This is a genomic window from Sphingomonas lacusdianchii, assembly GCF_022664395.1.
GTDB classification, from domain to species: domain Bacteria; phylum Pseudomonadota; class Alphaproteobacteria; order Sphingomonadales; family Sphingomonadaceae; genus Sphingomonas; species Sphingomonas lacusdianchii.
The window spans coordinates 69,610-89,709 of the sequence record NZ_JAKRET010000001.1; the positions used below are offsets into that span (position 1 = coordinate 69,610).

Below are 20,100 nucleotides of genomic sequence, written 5' to 3' on the forward strand. Positions count from 1 at the left end.
ATACGCATCCCAGTGCGCCTCCCCTCAACCGCCTAGCAATTCAGCGAGTTTGGCGCGGGCGCGGCGGATGCGGGTCTCGACCGCCTTGGTCGAGATGCCGAGCAATGCGGCGGCTTCGGACTGGCGCATCTCCTCGACCGTACAGAGCAGCAGCGGCTCGCGCAGCGTCGCGGGCAGCAGCGCGAGCGCGGCCCGCAGCCGGGCGGTCTCCTGCTTGTTTTCCGCCGCCCGCGCCTGATCCGGATCGCCGGCCGCGAGCGTATCGGCGAGATCGTCGATCGTCCGCGCACCGAAGAAGAAGCGCCGTAACGCCCGCCGCCGCGCATGGTCGCGGCATTTGTTGAGCGCGATCGTCGCGAGCCATGCCGACATCGGCCGCGTCCCGTCATAGCGGCCAAGCGCGCGAAAGGCCGACAGGAACGTTTCCTGCACCAGATCGAGCGCTTCGTCGGGATCGGCGACGCTGTTGAGGATCAGGCGATAGACCCGACTGCGGTGCCGCTGCATCAGCGTGGCGAAGGCGGCTTCGCTCCCGGCAAGCGCTTGTGCCGCCAGCGCGCCATCGTCAAAGCCGGGATCGGCGGGGGTCACTGGGCGGGGTGGGTGAGCGCGCGTGCCACCGCCCGGTCGAAGGCCGGGGTCTGATCGGGCCGAAGCAGCCGCCGCATGGCGAAGACATGCGCCAGCGTCGCCTTTTGCAGATCGCCCATCGTCCGGTGCGAAGCATCGACGGCGGCGGCGACGCGCGGACCGTCATCCTGTTCCGCCGCGATCGCCTGCGCCAATCGGGCATTGTCGGCGCGCATCCGCGCCTGCAACGCGGCCCGCCGCGTGGCATAGGCCGCCTCCAGCGCATCGAGGCGGCGCATCTGTTCGGTGGTCAGCTGCATGCGATCGTGCAGCAGCGCATGCAGTTCGCTGCCATGCCCGGCGTTGTGGCCGCCGCCGATCGCCCGCCCGGCCAACACCCCGGCGAACGCCGCGACAAAGGCGACGATGGCGACGAGGATCGTCCACCGGGTCCGGCTCATCGACCGACCAGCAGCGTCGAGGGAGCAAGCGCCAGATCGTCGGTAAAGGTCGCCGCCGGCTGCGGACGCGGGATCGGGTCGGCGGCGATCAGCCCCATCGTGACCGCGCCGACCGCGGCGAGGCCCGCCAGCCGGACCCCGGCGGCACGCGCGGCACCATCCGCCCGCACCCGCGCGAAGACCGCCGGCGCCAGCGCGTCAAGCCGGGGATCGTCGGTGACGTCGGACAGGCGGCGCAGCGATTGGTCGAGATCGTCGGTCATGGCATCCATTCCATGGTTATACAGGAATGCTACGCAGCATGTCCGGTCAACCCTCGACCGGGCGGCGGAATATGCCGAATTTCGGGAAGGAACCGATTCGGGCGGCATGTGCCGCCCCCTGGAGGCGCGACCGGGAATCGAACCCGGGTGCAAGGATTTGCAGTCCTCTGCGTCACCACTCCGCCATCGCGCCTCGATACGGTGGGAGGCGGGCATTTGCGTGCGTTTGCGCGCGGCGTCAAGCCCATCGCTTGCGTTCCTATCGTTCCGCCCTGCCGGACGTGGCTCGGACGACAGTCTGCGGAAGCGGCGTTGCCGGCAATATGCGCTACGTTCGATCGAGCGATATCTGAATCGGTGCAGCGGAACGCGTGGAAAATCGCAGGATTCTAGACCGATAATCACTGTCAAAACTCGAACCGCGTCTTATAAGACGCCCGCTTTCAGCGGTAGAAGGCGTCAATCAAAGCGGGGGCGCGGTGGAACATCGGAACGATATCGACGGACTGCGCGCGCTTGCCGTGGTCCCCATCGTGCTGTTTCACCTCGGCATCTACGCGTTGCCGGGCGGTTTCGTCGGCGTTGACGTCTTCTTTGTCATCTCCGGATACCTTATTACTTCGATTATCTGTCGCGAGATCGATGGCGGTCGTTTCTCGATCGCGGCATTTTATCGGCGTCGCGTCGTTCGCATTCTGCCGGCCTTGTTGTTCATGCTCGCGGCTACTTTGATAGCCGGCAAGTTTTGGCTTCTCGCCGTCGAATTACGCGACCTTGGAAAAAGCGCAGCCGCAGCGATTGCGTTCGTGGCCAACATTCATTTCTGGTTTCCGCCGATTACTTTGACGCATCATCGGACACAAAACTACTACTGCATACCTGGTCATTGGGCGTCGAAGAGCAGTTCTACATTTTCTATCCATTCCTGCTGTTGCTGATCCGGCGTTGGCTGCCGGGCTTCCTGACCGGCGCGGTGCTGATCGCGACTTTGGGATCGTTTGCGCTATGCCTCTATTTCAGCAGGGTCGAACCGACGACAGCCTTCTATCTCCTGCCGACGCGCGCTTGGGAATTGGGGATGGGCGGGTTGGTCGCGCTGAATGTGGTACCGCGTCTCGCATCCAGACAGGCGCGGAATGTGGCCGCCTTCACGGGTGCGGCGCTTTTGATTATCTCTTTCGTCGAGATCCGGTCGGATTTCGCGTTCCCGGCACCTTGGGCAATCATGCCATGTCTGGGGGCGGCTTTGCTCATTGCTTATGGTCGCGATGCCATGACGGCCACGGTCCTTTCGTGGGCGCCGGTGCGCGGCGTGGGAATGATCTCCTATTCGCTGTATCTCTGGCACTGGCCGATCATCACCCTCTACCGGCTTGAGAAGGGTATGTCGTTGACGACCGGCGGGAAGGTGGTCGTACTGGCCATGACCTTCGGTGCGGCGCTGTTTTCGTACTTCATGATCGAACGTCCCTTCCTGCGCCGGTACCGGACGGCAACGAACCGTCCGGTGCTGGTTGCCGGCGGCGTTGCGGTCGCGGCAATGGTTGGAGCGTCCCTCCTGATGGGCTCGCACGCGGAAGCAATCGTGCAGCATCCGGCCGCGGTCGACCGGGTCGGCAGCTATCTCAACTATCGCGCGATGCCGCAGCACCGGTACCAGTTCCGGCCGGGCAGCTGTTTTATCGGCGAGGGCGAACAATATGATTTCAGACGTTGTTTGGTTCTGCGCTCCGATCGGCCCAATGTCATCGTCATGGGTGACAGTCATGCGGCACAACATTGGCGAGCCATCGCGTTGCGATATCCCAACGTCCATGTCGTTCAGGCAACTGCGTCCGGCTGCCGTCCGATCATCGAACTGAGCGGGCAGGAACGGTGCGTGTCCGTTATGCGAACCGTGTTCAACGACGTAGTCAGCCGCCCCGGCGTCACGGGAGCGGTTTTGGCAGGCAGGTGGAGAAAACGCGAAATCCCGTCGCTGGTCGAGACCGTCAAACTGCTTCGTCGACGCAATCTGGCGGTGACCGTCATTGGCCCGACCGTCGAGTACAGGGCCGACATGCCGCGTATTCTGGCGCGCGCGATGTTGCGCGGCGATACGGCCGACATGGCGGCGCAACTGCCATCGCAACGCATTGCCATGGACGGCAAGTTGCGACCGCTGATCGAGCGGGCGGGCGGCAGATATGTGTCGGAGGTCGAAGTGGAGTGCCCCGCAGGCAGGTGTCGATTGTTCGACAGCGATCACGGACCCTATCATTTCGACTATGGGCATCTGACCTTCGCAGCCTCGCGCGATGTCATACAGCACTTGCCGGACGTCGCTAAGCAGTGATGCGAGGCATGGACGGCGTTTAGGTAGCGTCCGAAATTATACGCCGTCCCGTCCTTGGCGTGGGACGCGCGGCGCGATAGACAGCGCGTCGCGATGCTATGTGTATTGCGTGGCTAAAACAGTTGTGCGACAGGATTGCACCATGACCGATTCGAACCAGACCCGACCCGATTTCGAAGCGATGCGCCACGCGATGGTCGTCAGCCAGCTTCGCACCAGCGCCGTCAGCGATCCGCGCGTCGTCGATGCGATGGGCGACGTGCCGCGCGAGGCGTTCGTACCTTCGGCGCAGGCAGCGTTGGCCTATCGCGACGCGCCGTTGCCGCTGGGGGGCGGCCGGGCGATCAATCCGCCGCTGATTACCGGCCGGCTGCTGGTCGCGGCCGACATCCGGCCGACCGACCGGGTGCTGCTGATCGGTGCGGCCATGGGCTATGCCGCGGCGGTGGCGGCGCGGCTGGCGGGGTCGGTGGTCGCGCTGGAGGAAGATGCCGGCCTTGCCGGCGCGGCGCGCGACGCCATTGCCGATACGAAGGTGACGGTGGTCGAAGGGCCGCTCAACGCCGGCTGGGCCGAGGGTGCGCCCTATGACGTCATCATCATCGACGGCGCGATCGAGCAGGTCCCCGACGCCGTCGCGGGGCAGCTCGCCCCCGGCGGGCGGCTGGCGACCGGACTGGTCGATCGCGGAGTGACGCGCCTGGCGCTTGGCCGGCGTAGCGAAGGCGGGTTCGGGGTGGTGGATTTCGCCGATCTTGAATGTGTCGTTCTACCGGGCTTCGCACGGCCCAAGACGTTTCAGTTCGCAAGGTAAGGAACATATGCGGGGGGGGAAGTTCATCGGTGGGGTCGCGGCGCTGGCGTTGCTGGCCTCCCCTGCGAGTGCGGAGACGTTGCGCGAGGCTTTGGCACGCGCCTATGCGACCAATCCGCAGCTGACGCAGGCGCGCGCCAACCAGCGCGCCACCGACGAAACGGTGCCGATCGCGCGGTCGCAGGGGCTGCCGCAGATCACCACCCAGGGACAGGTGATCGAGAACGTCCTGACCCAGGCCAGTCGCGGTTTCACCCAGGCTCCCCGGACCGGCAGCGTTCAGCTGAACCTCAGCCAGTCGCTCTATGCCGGCGGGGCGGTGCGTAACGGGGTCCGCGCCGCCGATGCACGGGTCGATGCCGGTCGCGCCAATCTGCGCAGTACCGAGGCGAATGTCTTCACGCTGGTCGTCGCCGCCTATAACGACGTGATCCGCGACGAGGCGATCGTGCGGCTGAACCAGCAGAATGTCCGCGTGCTCGAGGTCAATCTGCAGGCGTCGCAGGACCGGTTCCAGGTCGGCGACCTGACCCGCACCGACGTCGCCCAGTCCGAGGCGCGGCTGGCATCGGCACAGGCGCAGCTGCGCAATGCCGAGGCATCGCTGATCCGCAGCCGCGAGAATTATGTTGCGACGACGGGCGAGCCGGCGGGAACGCTCGACGCGCCGCCGGCGCTGCCGAACCTGCCCGCCGATCCCAATGGCGCAGTGGGCGTGGCGGTTTCGAACAACCCGGCGCTGATCGCGGCACGGCGCAGCAGCGATGCGGCCGGATTCGACGTGCGCGTCGCCCGCTCCAACCGGCTCCCGCAGGTCAGCGCGGTGGCCGGCGGCGGCTATACCAGCTTCCTCGGATCGGCGCAGTCGGTGAACGGCATCGTGCTGCAACAGGATGGCGGACAGGCGCAGGCCGGGGTGCAGTTCAGCCTGCCGCTGTTCCAGAGCGGTCGACCGAGCGCACAGATCCGCCGGGCGCAGGCATTGGAAGGTGCCGCGATCGAGCAGGTGACCCAGGTCGAACGATCGGTGGTGTCGGACGCACGTTCGGCGTTCGCCGCGTGGCAATCGGCGTTGCGCGTGATCGAATCGTCGGAAGTGCAGGTACAGGCCAATCGCCTGTCGCTGGAAGGGGTGCGCGCCGAGAACAGTGTCGGGACGCGTACGATTCTCGACATCCTTAACGCCGAGCAGGAATTGCTCAATTCGCAGGTGCAGCTGGTGTCGGCGCGGCGCGACGCCTATGTCGCCGGCTTCGCGCTGCTCGCGGCGATGGGCCGGGCAGAGGCGCGCGACCTCGGGCTGGACGGCGGGGCGCTGTACGATCCGGTCGCGAATTACGAACGGGTTCGCAACCGCATCTGGGACTGGAGCGACGATCCCGCGCCGGTGCCGGTCGCGCCGAGCACGGTCAACACCCCGGCGCAGACGCCCGTGGTGACCCGCGAACTCGATCCCGCGTTGCAGCGGACCCCCAATCCCTATACCCCGACGCAGGGCATCGACGCGCCAAATCGACAGGGTGGAGCACCGCGCGCAACGCAGGGCGTTGACACGCCGCGGACGAACCCCGAAGGCTAGGCGTTCAAGGGGCGGAACGAATGAGGGTTGCGATGGGCGATATCAGCAACGAAACGTCGATGGAGGACATCCTTTCCTCGATCAAGCGGATCATCGCCGAAGAGGGCGAAGGATCGGCCCAGGCGTTGCGCGGGCGCAAGTCGATACGGACGGCACAGCCGCGCGACGTGGATGATCGCGACGAAATTCTCGAACTGAACCAGAGCGTTGCCGCGCCGCCGCCACCGCCCCGCATGGAACAGCCCCGGGTCGAGCAGCCCCGCGTCGAGGCGCCGCGGGTTGAACGTCCGCGTCCGCCCGAGCCGCGGATGGACGACGAACCGGAGCCGATGCCGGCGGCCCCCGCACCGGGCAAGGTCGATGCGTCGATCGTATCGGACCGCGCCGCCGAGGCGAGTCGCGGTGCGCTGGATCAGTTGTCGCGGATGCTGGTGAAGCCCGAGACGCCGGGAGCCGATTCGCTCGAAGGGCTGGTCCGCGAAATGCTCCGCCCGATGCTGCGCGAATGGCTCGATGCGAAACTGCCGGGCATCGTCGAGTCGATGGTCGCGCGCGAGATCGCCCGGATCAGCGGCCGCGAATAACACTCTCTTGCAACGCCGCCGCATCCGCGCCATGCGGCGGCGATGAGCGAACTGCCCAAGACTTTCGATCCCGCCGCCATCGAAGCGCGCTGGTATGCCCATTGGGAACAGGGCGGCCTTTTCCGGCCCGAGCGTCCGAATGCGACGCCGTGGACGATCGTCAACCCGCCGCCCAATGTGACGGGCAGCCTGCATATCGGCCACGCGCTCGACAACACGCTGCAGGACATACTGGTCCGCTATGCCCGGTTGCAGGGCAAGGATGCGCGCTGGGTGGTCGGTACCGACCATGCCGGCATCGCCACGCAGATGGTCGTCGAACGGCAGATGAATGCCGCCGGACAGAAGCGCACCGATTTCTCGCGCGACGACTTCATCGCGAAGGTCTGGGAGTGGAAGGCGGAAAGCGGCGGACAGATTACCGGCCAGTTGCGGCGGCTGGGCTGTTCGATGGACTGGGCAAACGAACGCTTCACCATGGACGACGGCTTTTCGAAGGCCGTGCTCAAGGTCTTTGTCGAACTGCACCGTCAGGGTCTGCTGTACCGCGACAAGCGGTTGGTCAATTGGGACCCGGGCCTTGGCACCGCGATCAGCGACCTCGAGGTCGAAACGCGTGAGGTGAAGGGCAACTTCTGGCGTCTGCGCTACCCGCTGGCCGATGGGTCGGGCTTTATCGAGGTGGCGACGACGCGGCCCGAAACGATGCTCGCCGACATGGCGGTCGCGGTCCATCCCGACGATGCGCGCTACACCGCGCTGATCGGCAAGCAGGTGCGCCTGCCGATCACCGGTCGCCTGATCCCGATTGTCGCCGACGAGCATGCCGACCCCGCACTGGGATCGGGCGCGGTCAAGATTACGCCCGGTCACGACTTCAACGATTTCGAGGTCGGTCGGCGGGCGGGCATCGAAGCGCGCGACATGCTGAACATGCTCGATGCGAAGGCGTGCATCGTGCAGACCTCGGACGGGCTGATTCCCGACGCGTTCCTCGGCCTGTCGAGCGGTGACGCCCGCAAGGCAGTCGTTGGCCGGTTGAAGGACGAAGGCGTCCTGATCCCCCATCTCGACAAGGACGGCGCCGAGCATGACGCCGAACCGCGCACGATCCAGACGCCGTACGGCGACCGGTCGGGTGTGGTCATCGAACCGTGGCTGACCGACCAATGGTATGTCGATGCCGCGACGCTCGCCCAGCCGGCGATCGAGGCGGTGCGATCGGGTGCGGTCAAGATCGTGCCCAAGTCGTGGGAAAAGACCTATTTCAACTGGATGGAGAATATCCAGCCGTGGTGCGTGTCGCGCCAGCTGTGGTGGGGGCATCGCATCCCGGCATGGTTTGCGGACGACGGCCGGGTGTTCGTCGCCGAAACCTATGAAGAGGCGCAGGCCGAGGCTGGTCCCGGCGTTGCGCTGAAGCAGGACGAGGACGTTCTCGACACGTGGTTCTCCTCAGCCTTGTGGCCGTTCGCGACGCTCGGCTGGCCGGAGAATAGCGATCCGACGCTCGGCGGGCGCTACAGCAACGACGTGCTGATCTCGGGCTTCGACATCCTGTTCTTCTGGGACGCGCGGATGTTGATGCAGGGCATTCATTTCATGAAGGAGGTGCCGTTCAAGACGCTGTACCTCCACGGCCTCGTCCGTGCCGCCGATGGCGCGAAGATGTCGAAGTCGAAGGGCAATACCGTCGATCCGCTGGGGCTGATCGATCGTTATGGCGCCGACGCGCTGCGCTTCTTCATGGCGGCGATGGAAAGCCAGGGCCGCGACATTAAGATGGATGAGAAGCGGGTCGAGGGCTATCGCAACTTCGCGACCAAGCTGTGGAACGCCACCCGCTTCGCGCAGGCCAACGGTATCGGTGCGTCGGCGACGATCGAACCGCCCAAGGCCGAACTGGCGGTCAATCGCTGGATCATCGCCGAAACGATCGAGACGGTACAGGCATTGGACCTCGCACTGGCCGATCTGCGCTTCGACGGCGCGGCGAACACCATCTACCAATTCACGTGGAGCCGGTTCTGCGACTGGTATCTCGAACTGATCAAGCCGGTGTTGCAGGGCGGGTCCGAGGGCGGCGACGAAACGCGCGCCGTCGCGGGCTGGGTGCTCGATCAGATCCTCGTGATGCTGCACCCATTCATGCCGTTCATCACCGAGGAACTATGGCATGCCCTCGGCGAGCGGTCGAACGACGTGATCGTCGCGCGCTGGCCGATGGCGGATGCGCGGGCGATCGATCCGGCGGCGCGGGCGGAGATCGACTGGCTGATCCGGCTGGTAAGCGAAATCCGCGCGGCGCGGACCGAGCTGAACGTACCGCCGGGGGCGCGGCTGCCGCTGCACGTGCGCGATGCGTCCGGCGTGACGGTCGAGCGGCTGGGCCGTCAGGGCGCGGTGCTGGCGCGGCTGGCGCGCGTCGATGCGGTTGCCGGCGACGTGCCGGCTGGCGGGGCGTTGCAGATCGTGGTCGATGAGGCGACCTTCGTCCTGCCGCTGGGCGACGTCATCGACCTCGATGCCGAACGCGTCCGCCTGACCAAGGCGATCGCAGCGGCGGAGAAGGAGCGGGACGCGCTGGGCGGGCGCCTCGGCAATGCGAGCTTCGTCGAGCGCGCCAAGCCGGAGGCGGTCGAGAAGGCGCGGGCGGACCATGCCGACAAGATGGCCGAGGCGGCGCGGCTGCATGCGGCGCTGGGGCGGCTCGGGTAAGGGTACGCCGGCGTTTTTCGGGTTACCGATTCGTCATTCTCGAGAAGGCGGGAATCCATAGACGTAATCGTTCGGATCGTTGTCCGGCGTCAGCGTTTATGGGTCCCCGCCTTCGCAAGGACGACGATCGGTGTTGGCGGCGTCGCGCTCGGCTTGCGTATGGGGCCGCCCGCGCACCGATGACTTCACGCCTCGACTGGCGCCATCACCTCGATGATGCCCGCCGCGACCTTTGCCATGACCGGGGTCTTGGCCAGCACCTCGCCGTCGATCGAGATCGGCAGTGGGGGAACGGTTTCGATGCGGAGTGCCTTGCCGTGGAAGGTCACCGTATCGACCCGGCGGGAATCGAGGCGGAAGAAGCCCGCCGCCCAATTGCGCACCAGGCTGCGCTTACCCTTGCCGCACACGACCTGGATGATGATTTCGCCGCTGTCGAGTCGCGCTTCCTCGACCAGTTCGGTCCCGCCATGGAAACGGCCGTTGGAGATGCGGACTTCGGTGGCGGTCATCCGCTTGGCGTTGGTCCCTTCGCCAACGATCAGTTGAAAGGGGTGGAACTTCGCGAATTGCAGCGTCGCCCATGCCAGATAGCCAGCGCGGCCGAACAGTTTCTTGACGCCGTGCGGCACGGTCTGCGCGATCTGCGGCGACAGGCCGATCGCGGCGCAATTGGCGAAATAGTCGCCGTCGATCATGCCGAGGTCGATGCGGCGCGGCCGACCGGTCTTCAGCACCTCTACCGCTCCGGGAATGTCGAGCGGGATGCCGAGCGTGCGGCAGAAGCTGTTGGCGGTGCCGAAAGGGAGGACGCCGAGGATCACGTCATGACCGAGCAGATAGTCGACGAGGCTGCTGATCGTGCCGTCACCGCCGCCGAGGATCACCAGATCGGGTTTGCGTTCGAGCGCGCGTTGCAGCGTGGGTACGAGGTCGTCGGGGTCTTCGACGGCATGGGCGTCGACTTCGAACGGCATGCCCTGCATCGCGCTGCATGCCTGGGCGAACTGGTCTTGCCCGCTGCGCGACCGGGCATTGACGATCATGGCGGCGGAGCGGATCTGCGTCATGCGGTCGGTAACGCTCCGTAACGAAAATCGAGCCACGCGACTTTGGGTTGAACGCGTCGCTGGTCTGGCCCACAAGTCGCGCCATGTCCGCTGCTTATCCCGCGCTGCGCCTGCGCCGCACCCGCGCCTCCGGCTGGAGCCGCCGCCTCCATGCCGAGACGGTCCTGACCCCCGCCGACCTGATCTGGCCGCTGTTCGTGACCGAGGGGGAGGGGGAGCCGATCGCGTCGCTGCCCGGCGTATCGCGGTGGAACCTGGCCGGAGTCGTCGCGCGGGCGCGCGAGGCGCGCGATCTCGGCATACCGGTGGTGGCGCTCTTTCCGAACACGCCGCCGCAGTTGCGCAGCGACGATGGGGCGGAGGCGCTGAACCCGGACAATCTGATGTGCCGCGCGATCCGGGCGATCAAGGATGCGGTGCCGGAGATCGGCGTGCTGACCGACGTTGCGCTCGATCCCTATACCTCGCACGGGCATGACGGCATCGTCGATGCGAACGGCTATGTGCTGAACGATGCGACTTCCGACGCACTGGTGCGGCAGGCGGTCGTGCAGGCGGAGGCGGGTAGCGATATCGTGGCGCCATCGGACATGATGGACGGCCGCGTCGGCGCGATCCGCGAGGGGCTGGAGGGCGCGGGCCATGTCAACGTCCAGATCATGGCCTATGCGGCGAAATATGCGAGCGCCTTCTATGGCCCGTTCCGCGACGCGGTAGGATCGCGCGGACTGCTGAAGGGCGACAAGAAGACCTATCAGATGGACCCTGCGAACAGCGAGGAAGCGTTGCGCGAGGTGGCGCTCGATATTGCCGAAGGTGCCGACAGCGTGATGGTGAAGCCGGGGCTGCCCTATCTCGACATCATTACCCGGGTGAAGGCGGCGTTTGAGGTGCCGGTGTTCGCCTATCAGGTGTCGGGCGAATATGCGCTGATCGAGGCCGGCGTGGCGGCGGGGGTCGCCGATCGCGACGCGCTGGTGCTCGAAACGCTGCTGGCGTTCAAGCGGGCGGGGTGTTCGGGCGTGCTGACCTATCATGCGGCGCATGCGGCGCGGTTGCTGGGGGCATGATCGATACCGAACGGCTGGTGCTGCGGCGCTGGCAGGAGCGGGACCGCGCTACCTTCTACGCGCATTGTTCCGACCCGGAGGTCATGCGGTATTTTCCGGCGCTGCTGACCCGCGACGAGGTCGACGCGGCCATCGCCCGGCAGGACGGGTTCGCCGACCAGCATGGCTTTTGCTTCTGGGTGGTCGAGGAGCGCGCGAGCCGACACATGCTCGGCTTTTGCGGGTTGAAACCCGGCGCCGAGGGTACGCCGCTGGAGGGCGGGGTCGAGATCGGCTGGCGCTTCGGCAAGGAGCATTGGGGCAAGGGATTTGCGCGCGAAGCGGCACAGGCCAGCCTCGACTGGGGCTTCGCGAACCTGCCCGTGGATCGGATCGGCGCGATCACCGGTCCGGCCAACACCCGTAGCTGGGGACTGATGGAGCGGCTGGGCATGGTCCGCGCCATCGATCAGGATTTCGATCATCCCGCCGTGCCCGACGACAGCCCGCTCAAACGCCATATCACCTATTGGAAGCAGCGCCCGTGAGCGCACCCGAACGGACTGCCGGGTGGCCAATCCGGTGGATCTTCGTCGCGACGATCCTGACCGGATCGTTCCTGCTGTTCCTCGTCCAGCCGATGGTCGCCCGCATGGCGCTGCCGCAACTGGGCGGGGCGCCGGCGGTGTGGAACTCGGCGATGCTGGTCTATCAGGCGCTGCTGCTCGGCGGCTATGCCTATGCGCATCTGCTCGGCAAGTTGATGCCGAAGGCGCAGGCAGCGGTGCATCTGCTGGTTCTGTTATGCGCGGCGGTGTGGCTGCCGATCGGAGTCAACGCGACGCAGGTCCCCGCCGGGGTCGAGCCGGCGCTGTGGGCGCCGTGGCTGCTGACGGCATCGATCGGGCCATTGTTCTTCGCGGTGTCGGCACAGGCGCCGCTGCTGCAACGCTGGTTCGCGTTCCTGTGTCCGGGGCGGGATCCCTATGCGCTCTATGCCGCGTCGAACGTCGGCAGTTTCGCCGGGCTGATCGCCTATCCACTGCTCGTCGAGCCGCTGCTGCCGCTCCGTTCGCAAAGCTGGGGGTGGAGCGCGGGCTATGCGCTGCTGACCGTCCTTGTCGTCGGTTGCGGATGGTTGCTGCCGCACCGCCGCGAACAGGCTGTGAAGCTTGAGCCGGGCGAGGCACCGGGCAAGCGGCGAGTGTTGCACTGGATCGTGCTGGCGCTGGTTCCGTCGGGCCTGATGCTGGCAACCTCGACCTTCCTGACCACCGATATCGTCGCCGTCCCGCTACTGTGGGTGCTGCCGTTGGGACTGTATCTGCTCAGCTTCACCGTCGCCTTTGCCGATCGGCGCGGGCTGGCGGAGGCGATCACCCGCTATGCGCCGATAACCATTCTGGTGTTCGGCGGGATGATGATCGGTGGGCATCATGACTGGCCGCTGCTGAGCGCGCTGGCGGCGCTGATGCTGTTGTTCGCCGTATCGGTGGCGCTGCATACGAAAATGTATGCGCTGCGACCGGCGCCGGCGCGGCTGACCGGATTTTATCTGGCGATGTCGGTCGGCGGCGCATTGGGTGGGGTGTTCGCCGGACTGGTCGCGCCGGTGCTGTTCGACTGGACCTATGAATATCCGCTGCTGATCCTTGCGGCCGGTATCCTCGCGCCGCTGCCGTTCCTGTTGCCGGTAACCGAGCGGCTGTGGCGCGCGGGCGGCGCGCGGCTGGCCATCGCGGCGCTGGTCGTTGTCAGCAGCTTGATCGTGCTGGGCCTCGCCAATCCGGGCGATGTGCTGGGTGCGGCACCCGAACCGATCGCGTTCCTTGCCATCACCATCGTCGGCGTCGTCGCGATCGGATCGCGGCTACCCTATGTCTTTGCGCTGGCCGGCGCGCTGTTCCTGTTCGGCGGCTATCGCGCGATCCAGTTGTCGCTGGAGCCGGGCGCCCGGACGCGCAGCTATTTCGGCGTCTATACCATCACGCGCGGGCAGGGGGTGAACGAGTTGCAGCACGGCACCACGCTGCACGGCATCCAGTTGACCGGCAGTCCCGAGCGCGAACGGACTGCGACCACCTACTATGTCCCCAATTCGGGGGTGGGCGAGGCGCTGCGGGCCGCGCCCGCGCTGTATGGCCGCAATGCGCGGATCGGCATCGTCGGCCTCGGCACCGGGACGCTCGCCTGTTACGCCAAGCCAGGGCAGCAATGGCGCTTCTACGAGATCGATCCGGTCGTGGTGCGGATCGCGCGCGATTCGGGTGCATTCACCTTCCTCCGCCGCTGTGCGCCCGACGCGCAGATCATACTGGGCGATGCGCGGCTGAGCATCGCGCAGGCCACGGCGGGGAGCCTCGACATGCTGGCGCTCGATGCCTTTTCATCGGACGCGGTGCCGATGCACCTGATGACGCGCGAGGCGTTCGACACCTATGGCCGGGTGCTAGGGCGGCGGGGGCTGTTGCTGGTGCACGTGTCGAACCGTTATCTCGACCTCGCCCCGGTCGTGGCGCGGACGGCGTCGGGCTGGATGGCGGCGCAACTGGCCTATCAACCCGTCGGTGGGGCGGCAGGGGACAGCGGGTCGGTGTGGATCGCGCTGACCCGTGATCCCGAGGTTCTGGGCGAGCTGCTGGCGAGCGGTGGCTATTGGGAACCGCTGCCGGTGACCGACACCGCGCCCTGGACCGACGATTATGCGTCGATCCTGCCGGTACTTCGCGCGTTGCAATAGCGGGGTTCGAAGCGTCCTTAACGCAAATCCCCGCCCAGCGTCGCGATCGTCGCGCGTTGCGCATTGGCCGCATCGGTCGCCTTCGCCAGCGCGGCGTCGAGCGTGGGATAGGGCGGGGCACCGGCGGCGGCGCGGTCAATCGCCAAGCGTTCTAGATCGGCGAGCGGCGTGTCGATCGCGGTACGCGCGACGTCGAGTTCGGCCAGCGCCACCTGCGCATTGAGCCATGGTTCGCTGCCCTCGGCCTTGCCGGCCGCGGCGCGGACCAGCGGGCGCGCACGCGCGACGGCCGCTTCGAACGATCGGGTCGCGGCGGCAATCGCGCCGGACGCGGCGGCGATTTTGCCATCCAGCGCGGCGTCGGGCGTGGCTACCGGCACCGGCCGCACCGGTTCGGCAAGGCTGATCTGCTCGATCGGTCGCGGCAGCAGCGACGGATAGTCTCCACGCGGCGCGGCACAGGCCGACAACAGGGCGGCGAACAGGACGGGCGGGAGCAGGGCGGCTTTCATCTGTCCCCGATATGCGTCCAAAAAAAATCGCACAACAGGCTTGCCAGACCAAAAACCCACGTCTAACAGGCTGCCTCCACCGGGCACCCGTAGCTCAGCTGGATAGAGCATCAGACTACGAATCTGAGGGTCGGACGTTCGAATCGTTCCGGGTGCGCCATGGAAAACCCCGCCTGACCAATGGTCCGGCGGGGTTTTCTTTGTTGGTCGCACAGAATTGGCGGCTCTATTGGGTCAGCCCGTAGCGAGGCGCCGCGAACATTTGGTGCGGGGGCTTGCCAGACCAGAAACCCGCGTCTAACAGGCTGCCTCCACCGGGCACCCGTAGCTCAGCTGGATAGAGCATCAGACTACGAATCTGAGGGTCGGACGTTCGAATCGTTCCGGGTGCGCCATAGAAAACCCCGCCAGACCAACGGTCCGGCGGGGTTTTCTTTGATGTCGGTACCGAACTCGCCGTTCGAAAACGGGAGCGCCACCACGACGCTCTCGCATCCAACCACGCTATTTCGTCTGCCAGACATAGGGGCCGACGACGGTGCCGACAAAGCCGCCCGCAACCTTCGTGCTGAGGAAGCGGACGTCGACGTCGGCCTTGAGCGTCCGCTTCGCGCCGCCCGTGACGAAGTCGAACGCCATCGTGCCGCGATCGGCACGGATAGTCAGCGTGACCGGCGCTTTGCCGGCGACCGGCGTAGAGGCGACCAGTTCCTCGGCCCCCTTGTTCCGGGTGTAAAGCGCGACGGCGCGCTTGCCGTCCAGCCGGGTGACGCCGAAGAACAGATAGTTTTCATCATTCTGCATCGCCGCCAGCCCGGCACGGTCACCGTCGCGCTGCGGCGTGAAGGCGACCGTCGTACCCATCGTCGCGATATGGTGCTGCTGCCGGCGACCGACAAAGCCCGGTACCCCGTTCAGGTCGCCGATCGGCGCGCCGCCCTCGATCAGCAATTCGCCGCCGGTGATGCGATAGACCGGTGCCTTGGGCGTCCGCACGCCGATCCACTGCATGGCGAGGCTGGTTCCGTCGAACTCGTCGACATAGCGGAAATCGCCGCTGGTCGGCAGCTTCGGCGCGGGCTGGCGCGGCAGCTTCGGGCGGGTGGCGACGAACGGTACGCGCTGTCCGGCGGGCAGGATCGTCGGCCAGCCATCCTTCCACGTCACCGGCAACAGGAACGTCTCGCGCCCGATATTGTAATAATCGTCGCCGTACGGGCGCACCGCGAGGAAGGTCGCCCACCAGTCGCCATTCTGCGTCTGGACCAGCTTGGCATGGCCCGCCGCCGATACCGGATCGGTGCGGTCGCCGGGCAGGTCGCGCTGGGTCAGGATCGGGTTGCCGCTCCACGGCGTGAACGGCCCGCGCAGGCTCTTCGATCGGAAGGCGACCTGCGAATGGTTGACGCTTGTCCCGCCCTCGGCAGCGGTTAGATAATACCAGCCGTCCTTCCGAAACATATGCGGCCCCTCGATCCATACCGGCTTCTTGCTGATGTCGACGCCGCCATTGATGAGCTGGGTGGATTCTCCGACCATCTTGCCGGCGCGCCAGTCATATTCCTGGACCCAGATGGCGCGGTGGCCGTCATAGCGCGGCGGCTCGTTCGGGGCGCGGTTGTTGACGATATAGGCCCGGTCGCCCTCCCAATAGATGGACGGGTCGATACCTTCGAACGGCAGCCAGATCGGGTCCGACCACGGCCCCTTCGGATCCTTGGCGGTGATGACGAAATTGCCTTTGCACGACACGCAGGTGTTGACGATGTAGAAGGTGCCGTCGTGATAGGAGATGTCGGGCGCGAACACCGCCTCCGACACGCGCCGCCCGGTGAAGTCGAGCTGTTCGGGCCGGCTGATCGCGTTGGCGATCTGGGTCCAGCTGACCAGATCCTTCGAATGGAAGATCGGCAGCCCCGGATAATGGGCGAAGGACGACAGCACGAGATAATAGTCGTCGCCGACGCGGGTGACCGACGGGTCGGGATAATAGCCCGACAGGATCGGGTTGCGATACTGGTCGGGGCCGGGCGTTGCGCGTTCGACGCTGCGGCCCTCATAGGTGAAGCGGCTGAACCGCGCCGGTTCGGCCAGCGCGGTGGTGCTGGCGGCAAATGCCAGTCCGGTCATCAAAGTGCGGAGCATCGGTCGTTCCTGTCGGAGAGGGATGGGGTCAGGCGTCGAGACGGTAGAGGGCGGCACCGTGCGGCGGCAGATCGGCCTCGACCCGGGTCGCGGCGGTCCCGAGATCGCGGCGTGCCCACAGGTCGCGGACGCGCACCGGGCTGTTCACGTTCAACCAGCGCAGATCGACCCCGGGTTTCAGTGGCTTGTCGCTGGGATTGAACAGCGCGAGGTAGGTGCCACTATTCGCTGCCCTTGCGGTCCAGGCGCGCATCCCGTCCTGCACATGCAGCGGCCGGTTGGCGGTGCTCGCCTGGTTGACGGCGATGACTTCCGGGTTGGTCAGCAGCGCGAGCGTCGCCGCGTCGAGATGGCGCAGGTCGCCGCCCATGATGAGCGGCGATCGTGCGATCGACCACAGGGTCATCAACGTGCGCTGTTCGGCCGGGGTAAATTTGGTGTCGCGTTGACCCAGCGCCAGTCGGCCGAGCGGCAACATGTCGGCATCGGGCCAGCCGCCGGGGCCGGCGAAGCGCTGCCAATTCTCCAGCCGGACGAACTGCGCGTCGAGCATCCGCCATTCGTCCCAGAAATCGTCGCTGATCCGCCACATCTGCGCATGCGCCCGCACATGGTCGCCGCTGGCGACCGGCGTTTCGCCGGGCGAGAGGCTGAGCAGGATCGGGCGGCCCGAGCGCTTGATCGCCGCGCTCGCTGCCTCGATCTCGGGCGCATGCGAGTCATATGGGCGGCTCATATCGTCCATCTTGACCAGATCGACGCCCCAATCGGCATATTGGGCGAACACGCTGTCATAATAGGCCTGCGCACCGGGGCGGCGCATGTCGACACCGTACATGTCGCCGTTCCACGAACAGATGCTCGACGTGTCGGCAATGTCCTGCGCGCGGTAGCGGGTGCCGAGGATCGGCAGGTTGCGACGCACCGCCTCACGAGGAATACCGCGCATAAGGTGGATGCCGAACTGCAAGCCCATCGCGTGAACCTGATCGGCGATAGCGCGAAATCCACGACCCTTCGCGGCGGAGGGGAAGCGTTTCGGATCGGGCTGCAACCGGCCATAACCGTCGAGCACCGGCACCGCATCGGCGCGATATTCGTAGCCGGTCGCTCCGGGCTCATACCATTGAATGTCGATGGTGAAGATTGAATAGCCGGCGGGCAGCAGCTTGTCGCGCATGATCCGCGCGGTTTCCAGCGCCTGTGCTTCGGTGATCGTCGTGGCGAAGCTGTTCCAGCTGTTCCAGCCCATCGGCGGCGTCTGGGCGAGCCTCGCCTTGGTCCGGGGCGCCGCCCGTGCCGCGCCGGCGACGACCGGAAGCGCGCCTGCCGCGCCGATCAGTCCGCGCCGTGTGATCCCGTCCGTCGTCATGCCCCGTTCCCTTGCTTATCTGTCGTGTAGCGCGGCGTCGCCCCACACCACAGGATCGTTGAACCGCCCGCCGCGCTCGCCTTCGGCAACGAGTTCGATCAGCTTCACGCCGCCTACCTCAGCGGCGATCGGTGCGGCGGCCTCGCCGAAGCGCAGCGGCTTCGATGACGCGAGCAGCTTGCCATCGCCATAGACGCGGAAGGTCACCGGGTAGCGGCGATCGCGTGCGCTGTCGTCGACGCCGACCGTCGCAGTGAAGCGCCGCGCCGTCGTGTTGCGGACCTCGATCCGGGAATTGGCGAGGACCCCGATCGCGGTGTGGAAGCGGCGCCCGGCGACGCCCGCCGTCTCGCCATAGGGGGTGCTGTCGACCTGTGCGCCGCCCCAGCCGCCATAGCGCGGCCGCTCGCCATCGCCCCGCGAACTGCGCCACGGCAGCATGCCGCGGTGGATCAATGGCTCGACCTCGGGCACGACGACGCCATCGACCGCCGGGTTCACGCGACCGGGCATCTCGGAGAGATAGCGGCCATCGGCCAGCCGCCGCTTGCCACGCGCGATGTAGACCAGTGTCTCGTGCGCCGCCAGTTGCAGCTTGCGTTCGTCGCGGAAGCGCATGCTGGCACCGCTCCACAGGTCGGTCAGGTCGATATCGGCATCGTCCAGCAGCTTCAAATGATCGGCGGTCAACACTGCCTCGACCGGCTGGTTCAGCCGGTTGAGGATCGCCACCGCCTTGTCGCCATCCGCCAGCGTCTTGACGAAAATCTGCACGTCATCACTGTCATGCGCCAGCACCGCCTGATTGCCGGCGGCATCCTGATTGAGCGCGATCACCCGTTCGTTACCAAGGATCGCGAGCAGTTCTGGGGTCGCCTTGCGCAGGTCGTAGCCGATCAGCAACGGCGCGTTGACCATCGCCCACAGGGTGAAGTGCGATCGCGCTTCGGTCAGGTGGTTGGCGTCGAATTCGCCCGTGCCGACGAACAGCATGTCGGGATCGTTCCACGACCCCGGATGGGCATAGAGCGGACGCCGCGCGGTGCTGTCTAGATTATGGAGCATCCGGCTCCAACTCGCTGAAATATCTTCGCTGGTCCGCGAGGTGCCCCCGACATTGCGACCCCATGACCGGATATCGGCCGCACCCCACAGGCACAGCGACAGGATGTAATCGCCATCGGGATTGTACTGCCGCAGTGCGCTCGCGACGTCCTCGTACAGCTTGCGGGTTGCGGGAATATCGGTGCGGCCGAGCGAGTCGACATCGACCAGCGGCTGGAACAGCCGGTGCCGCCCGGCGCGCACCGCGGCGCTGTCGGGGCCGAGCCCGCGAATGCCACAGCCATCGACCTTGATATAGTCGAAGCCCCATTCGGCGAAATAGGTCCTGATATCGCCATCGACATGACCGTAAAGGCCAATTTCCTTTTCCAATACCGACCCTTGCGGCTGGTTCGGCATGTTCGACGTGAACACCTGCCCACAGGAGTTGCGGCCGATATCCGAGTAGATACCGGCCTTCACCCCCATGGCGTGCAGCCGGTCGGTCAGCGGGCGGAAACTGGTATTGCCGTCGGCGGTGCGCGCCGACGGGAAATTATCGGTGCGGATCAGCACCCGCCCGTCGGCCTGACGTCGTTGCAACCACCAGCCGTCATCGATGTTGACGTAGCGATAGCCTTTTCTGGCAAGGCCGGTATCGATGATGATCCTTGCCGATGCGAGCAGCTTTTCCTCATCGATATCGGTTTGGAAGGCGTTCCAGCTGTTCCAACCCATCGGCGGCAATTGCGCGCGCCCTTCGACATTCGCGCTCCAGCGGCCGGTCGGGCGAAGGTCCTGCGCGGCGGCGGCGAGCGGCAGCAGCACCGTCATCCCAGCGAGC

The 20,100-nt window shown here is 66.2% G+C and carries 17 protein-coding genes and 3 tRNA genes; 11 read left to right on the forward strand and 9 right to left on the reverse strand.

Annotated elements, in window-relative coordinates:
* Window positions 1–24 precede the first annotated feature (24 nt).
* The 4 genes from MF607_RS00340 to MF607_RS00355 all read right to left on the reverse strand — a co-directional run bounded on the left by MF607_RS00340 (window position 25) and on the right by MF607_RS00355 (window position 1,487).
* Window positions 25–591, reverse strand: coding sequence for an RNA polymerase sigma factor (locus tag MF607_RS00340; protein ID WP_242115419.1), 567 nt, complete (start codon window positions 589–591; stop codon window positions 25–27).
* Window positions 588–1,031 (reverse strand): periplasmic heavy metal sensor, encoded by a 444-nt coding sequence (locus tag MF607_RS00345; RefSeq protein WP_242115420.1) that lies wholly within the window; start codon window positions 1,029–1,031, stop codon window positions 588–590. The genes MF607_RS00340 and MF607_RS00345 overlap by 4 nt, the downstream gene beginning before the upstream one ends.
* Window positions 1,028–1,294, reverse strand: a complete 267-nt coding sequence (locus tag MF607_RS00350; protein ID WP_242115421.1) for a hypothetical protein — start codon at window positions 1,292–1,294, stop codon at window positions 1,028–1,030. The genes MF607_RS00345 and MF607_RS00350 overlap by 4 nt, the downstream gene beginning before the upstream one ends.
* 119 nt (window positions 1,295–1,413) lie before the next feature.
* Window positions 1,414–1,487, reverse strand: a tRNA-Cys gene (locus MF607_RS00355).
* Window positions 1,488–1,773: 286 nt separating this feature from the next.
* On the opposite strand from MF607_RS00355, the gene MF607_RS22625 reads away from it, so the two are divergent.
* From MF607_RS22625 to MF607_RS00385, 6 genes are all read left to right on the forward strand, one after another.
* A complete protein-coding gene (locus MF607_RS22625) occupies window positions 1,774–2,232 on the forward strand; it encodes an acyltransferase family protein (RefSeq protein ID WP_347340845.1) in 459 nt (152 codons plus the stop codon).
* Window positions 2,181–3,629 (forward strand): acyltransferase family protein, encoded by a 1,449-nt coding sequence (locus MF607_RS22630; protein WP_277925630.1) that lies wholly within the window; start codon window positions 2,181–2,183, stop codon window positions 3,627–3,629. The genes MF607_RS22625 and MF607_RS22630 overlap by 52 nt, the downstream gene beginning before the upstream one ends.
* A 142-nt stretch (window positions 3,630–3,771) precedes the next feature.
* Window positions 3,772–4,443 carry a protein-L-isoaspartate O-methyltransferase family protein gene (locus tag MF607_RS00370; protein ID WP_242115422.1) on the forward strand — a complete coding sequence of 224 codons (672 nt, stop codon included), beginning with the start codon at window positions 3,772–3,774 and terminating at the stop codon, window positions 4,441–4,443.
* Window positions 4,444–4,450: 7 nt separating this feature from the next.
* Complete coding sequence (locus tag MF607_RS00375; protein WP_242115423.1) at window positions 4,451–6,022, forward strand: TolC family outer membrane protein; 1,572 nt, start codon at window positions 4,451–4,453, stop codon at window positions 6,020–6,022.
* A 20-nt stretch (window positions 6,023–6,042) separates the two neighbouring features.
* A complete protein-coding gene (locus tag MF607_RS00380) occupies window positions 6,043–6,606 on the forward strand; it encodes a DUF2497 domain-containing protein (protein WP_242115424.1) in 564 nt (187 codons plus the stop codon).
* Window positions 6,607–6,648: 42 nt separating this feature from the next.
* Entirely contained in the window at window positions 6,649–9,324 is a 2,676-nt protein-coding gene (locus MF607_RS00385) for a valine--tRNA ligase (protein ID WP_242115425.1), read from the forward strand.
* A gap of 185 nt (window positions 9,325–9,509) precedes the next feature.
* Here MF607_RS00385 and MF607_RS00390 read toward each other — a convergent pair whose 3' ends face one another.
* A complete protein-coding gene (locus tag MF607_RS00390; RefSeq protein WP_242115426.1) occupies window positions 9,510–10,394 on the reverse strand; it encodes a diacylglycerol/lipid kinase family protein in 885 nt (294 codons plus the stop codon).
* Window positions 10,395–10,477: 83 nt separating this feature from the next.
* On the opposite strand from MF607_RS00390, the gene hemB reads away from it, so the two are divergent.
* From hemB to MF607_RS00405, 3 genes are read left to right on the forward strand one after another with little or no spacing between them, the layout of a single operon-like run.
* Complete coding sequence (gene hemB / locus MF607_RS00395) at window positions 10,478–11,464, forward strand: porphobilinogen synthase (protein ID WP_242115427.1); 987 nt, start codon at window positions 10,478–10,480, stop codon at window positions 11,462–11,464.
* Window positions 11,461–11,991, forward strand: coding sequence for a GNAT family N-acetyltransferase (locus MF607_RS00400; protein WP_242115428.1), 531 nt, complete (start codon window positions 11,461–11,463; stop codon window positions 11,989–11,991). Before hemB ends, MF607_RS00400 begins: the two co-directional genes overlap by 4 nt.
* On the forward strand, window positions 11,988–14,183 hold the full coding sequence (locus tag MF607_RS00405; protein WP_242115429.1) for a polyamine aminopropyltransferase: 2,196 nt from the start codon (window positions 11,988–11,990) through the stop codon (window positions 14,181–14,183). The genes MF607_RS00400 and MF607_RS00405 overlap by 4 nt, the downstream gene beginning before the upstream one ends.
* Before the next feature lie 17 nt (window positions 14,184–14,200).
* On the opposite strand, the gene MF607_RS00410 is transcribed toward MF607_RS00405, so the two are convergent.
* Complete coding sequence (locus MF607_RS00410; protein ID WP_242115430.1) at window positions 14,201–14,695, reverse strand: hypothetical protein; 495 nt, start codon at window positions 14,693–14,695, stop codon at window positions 14,201–14,203.
* Between the two features lie 83 nt (window positions 14,696–14,778).
* Between MF607_RS00410 and MF607_RS00415 the strand changes: the two genes are divergently transcribed.
* Together MF607_RS00415 and MF607_RS00420 are read left to right on the forward strand one after the other, a co-directional pair.
* A tRNA-Arg gene (locus MF607_RS00415) sits at window positions 14,779–14,855 on the forward strand.
* Window positions 14,856–15,013: 158 nt separating this feature from the next.
* Window positions 15,014–15,090: transfer RNA gene (locus MF607_RS00420), tRNA-Arg, on the forward strand.
* Window positions 15,091–15,199: 109 nt separating this feature from the next.
* Here MF607_RS00420 and MF607_RS00425 read toward each other — a convergent pair.
* The 3 genes from MF607_RS00425 to MF607_RS00435 are packed head-to-tail and all read right to left on the reverse strand — an operon-like array spanning window position 15,200 to window position 20,090.
* Window positions 15,200–16,840, reverse strand: a complete 1,641-nt coding sequence (locus tag MF607_RS00425) for a glycoside hydrolase family 43 protein (RefSeq protein WP_242115431.1) — start codon at window positions 16,838–16,840, stop codon at window positions 15,200–15,202.
* A 28-nt stretch (window positions 16,841–16,868) separates the two neighbouring features.
* Window positions 16,869–18,212 carry a glycoside hydrolase family 27 protein gene (locus MF607_RS00430; RefSeq protein WP_242115432.1) on the reverse strand — a complete coding sequence of 448 codons (1,344 nt, stop codon included), beginning with the start codon at window positions 18,210–18,212 and terminating at the stop codon, window positions 16,869–16,871.
* A gap of 15 nt (window positions 18,213–18,227) precedes the next feature.
* The gene (locus tag MF607_RS00435; protein WP_242115909.1) at window positions 18,228–20,090 is read right to left on the reverse strand and encodes an NPCBM/NEW2 domain-containing protein; all 1,863 of its coding nucleotides are present in this window, start codon (window positions 20,088–20,090) and stop codon (window positions 18,228–18,230) included.
* Window positions 20,091–20,100 lie beyond the last annotated feature (10 nt).

Coding starts and splice junctions, on each gene's coding strand:
- MF607_RS00345 (WP_242115420.1), bottom strand. CDS start 1,031: ATGAGCCGGACCCGGTGGACGATCCTCGTCGCCATCGTCGCCTTTGTC.
- MF607_RS00350 (WP_242115421.1), bottom strand. CDS start 1,294: ATGACCGACGATCTCGACCAATCGCTGCGCCGCCTGTCCGACGTCACC.
- MF607_RS00370 (WP_242115422.1), top strand. CDS start 3,772: ATGACCGATTCGAACCAGACCCGACCCGATTTCGAAGCGATGCGCCAC.
- MF607_RS00375 (WP_242115423.1), top strand. CDS start 4,451: ATGCGGGGGGGGAAGTTCATCGGTGGGGTCGCGGCGCTGGCGTTGCTG.
- MF607_RS00380 (WP_242115424.1), top strand. CDS start 6,043: ATGAGGGTTGCGATGGGCGATATCAGCAACGAAACGTCGATGGAGGAC.
- MF607_RS00385 (WP_242115425.1), top strand. CDS start 6,649: ATGAGCGAACTGCCCAAGACTTTCGATCCCGCCGCCATCGAAGCGCGC.
- MF607_RS00390 (WP_242115426.1), bottom strand. CDS start 10,394: ATGACGCAGATCCGCTCCGCCGCCATGATCGTCAATGCCCGGTCGCGC.
- hemB (WP_242115427.1), top strand. CDS start 10,478: ATGTCCGCTGCTTATCCCGCGCTGCGCCTGCGCCGCACCCGCGCCTCC.
- MF607_RS00400 (WP_242115428.1), top strand. CDS start 11,461: ATGATCGATACCGAACGGCTGGTGCTGCGGCGCTGGCAGGAGCGGGAC.
- MF607_RS00410 (WP_242115430.1), bottom strand. CDS start 14,695: ATGAAAGCCGCCCTGCTCCCGCCCGTCCTGTTCGCCGCCCTGTTGTCG.
- MF607_RS00425 (WP_242115431.1), bottom strand. CDS start 16,840: ATGCTCCGCACTTTGATGACCGGACTGGCATTTGCCGCCAGCACCACC.
- MF607_RS00430 (WP_242115432.1), bottom strand. CDS start 18,212: ATGACGACGGACGGGATCACACGGCGCGGACTGATCGGCGCGGCAGGC.
- MF607_RS00435 (WP_242115909.1), bottom strand. CDS start 20,090: ATGACGGTGCTGCTGCCGCTCGCCGCCGCCGCGCAGGACCTTCGCCCG.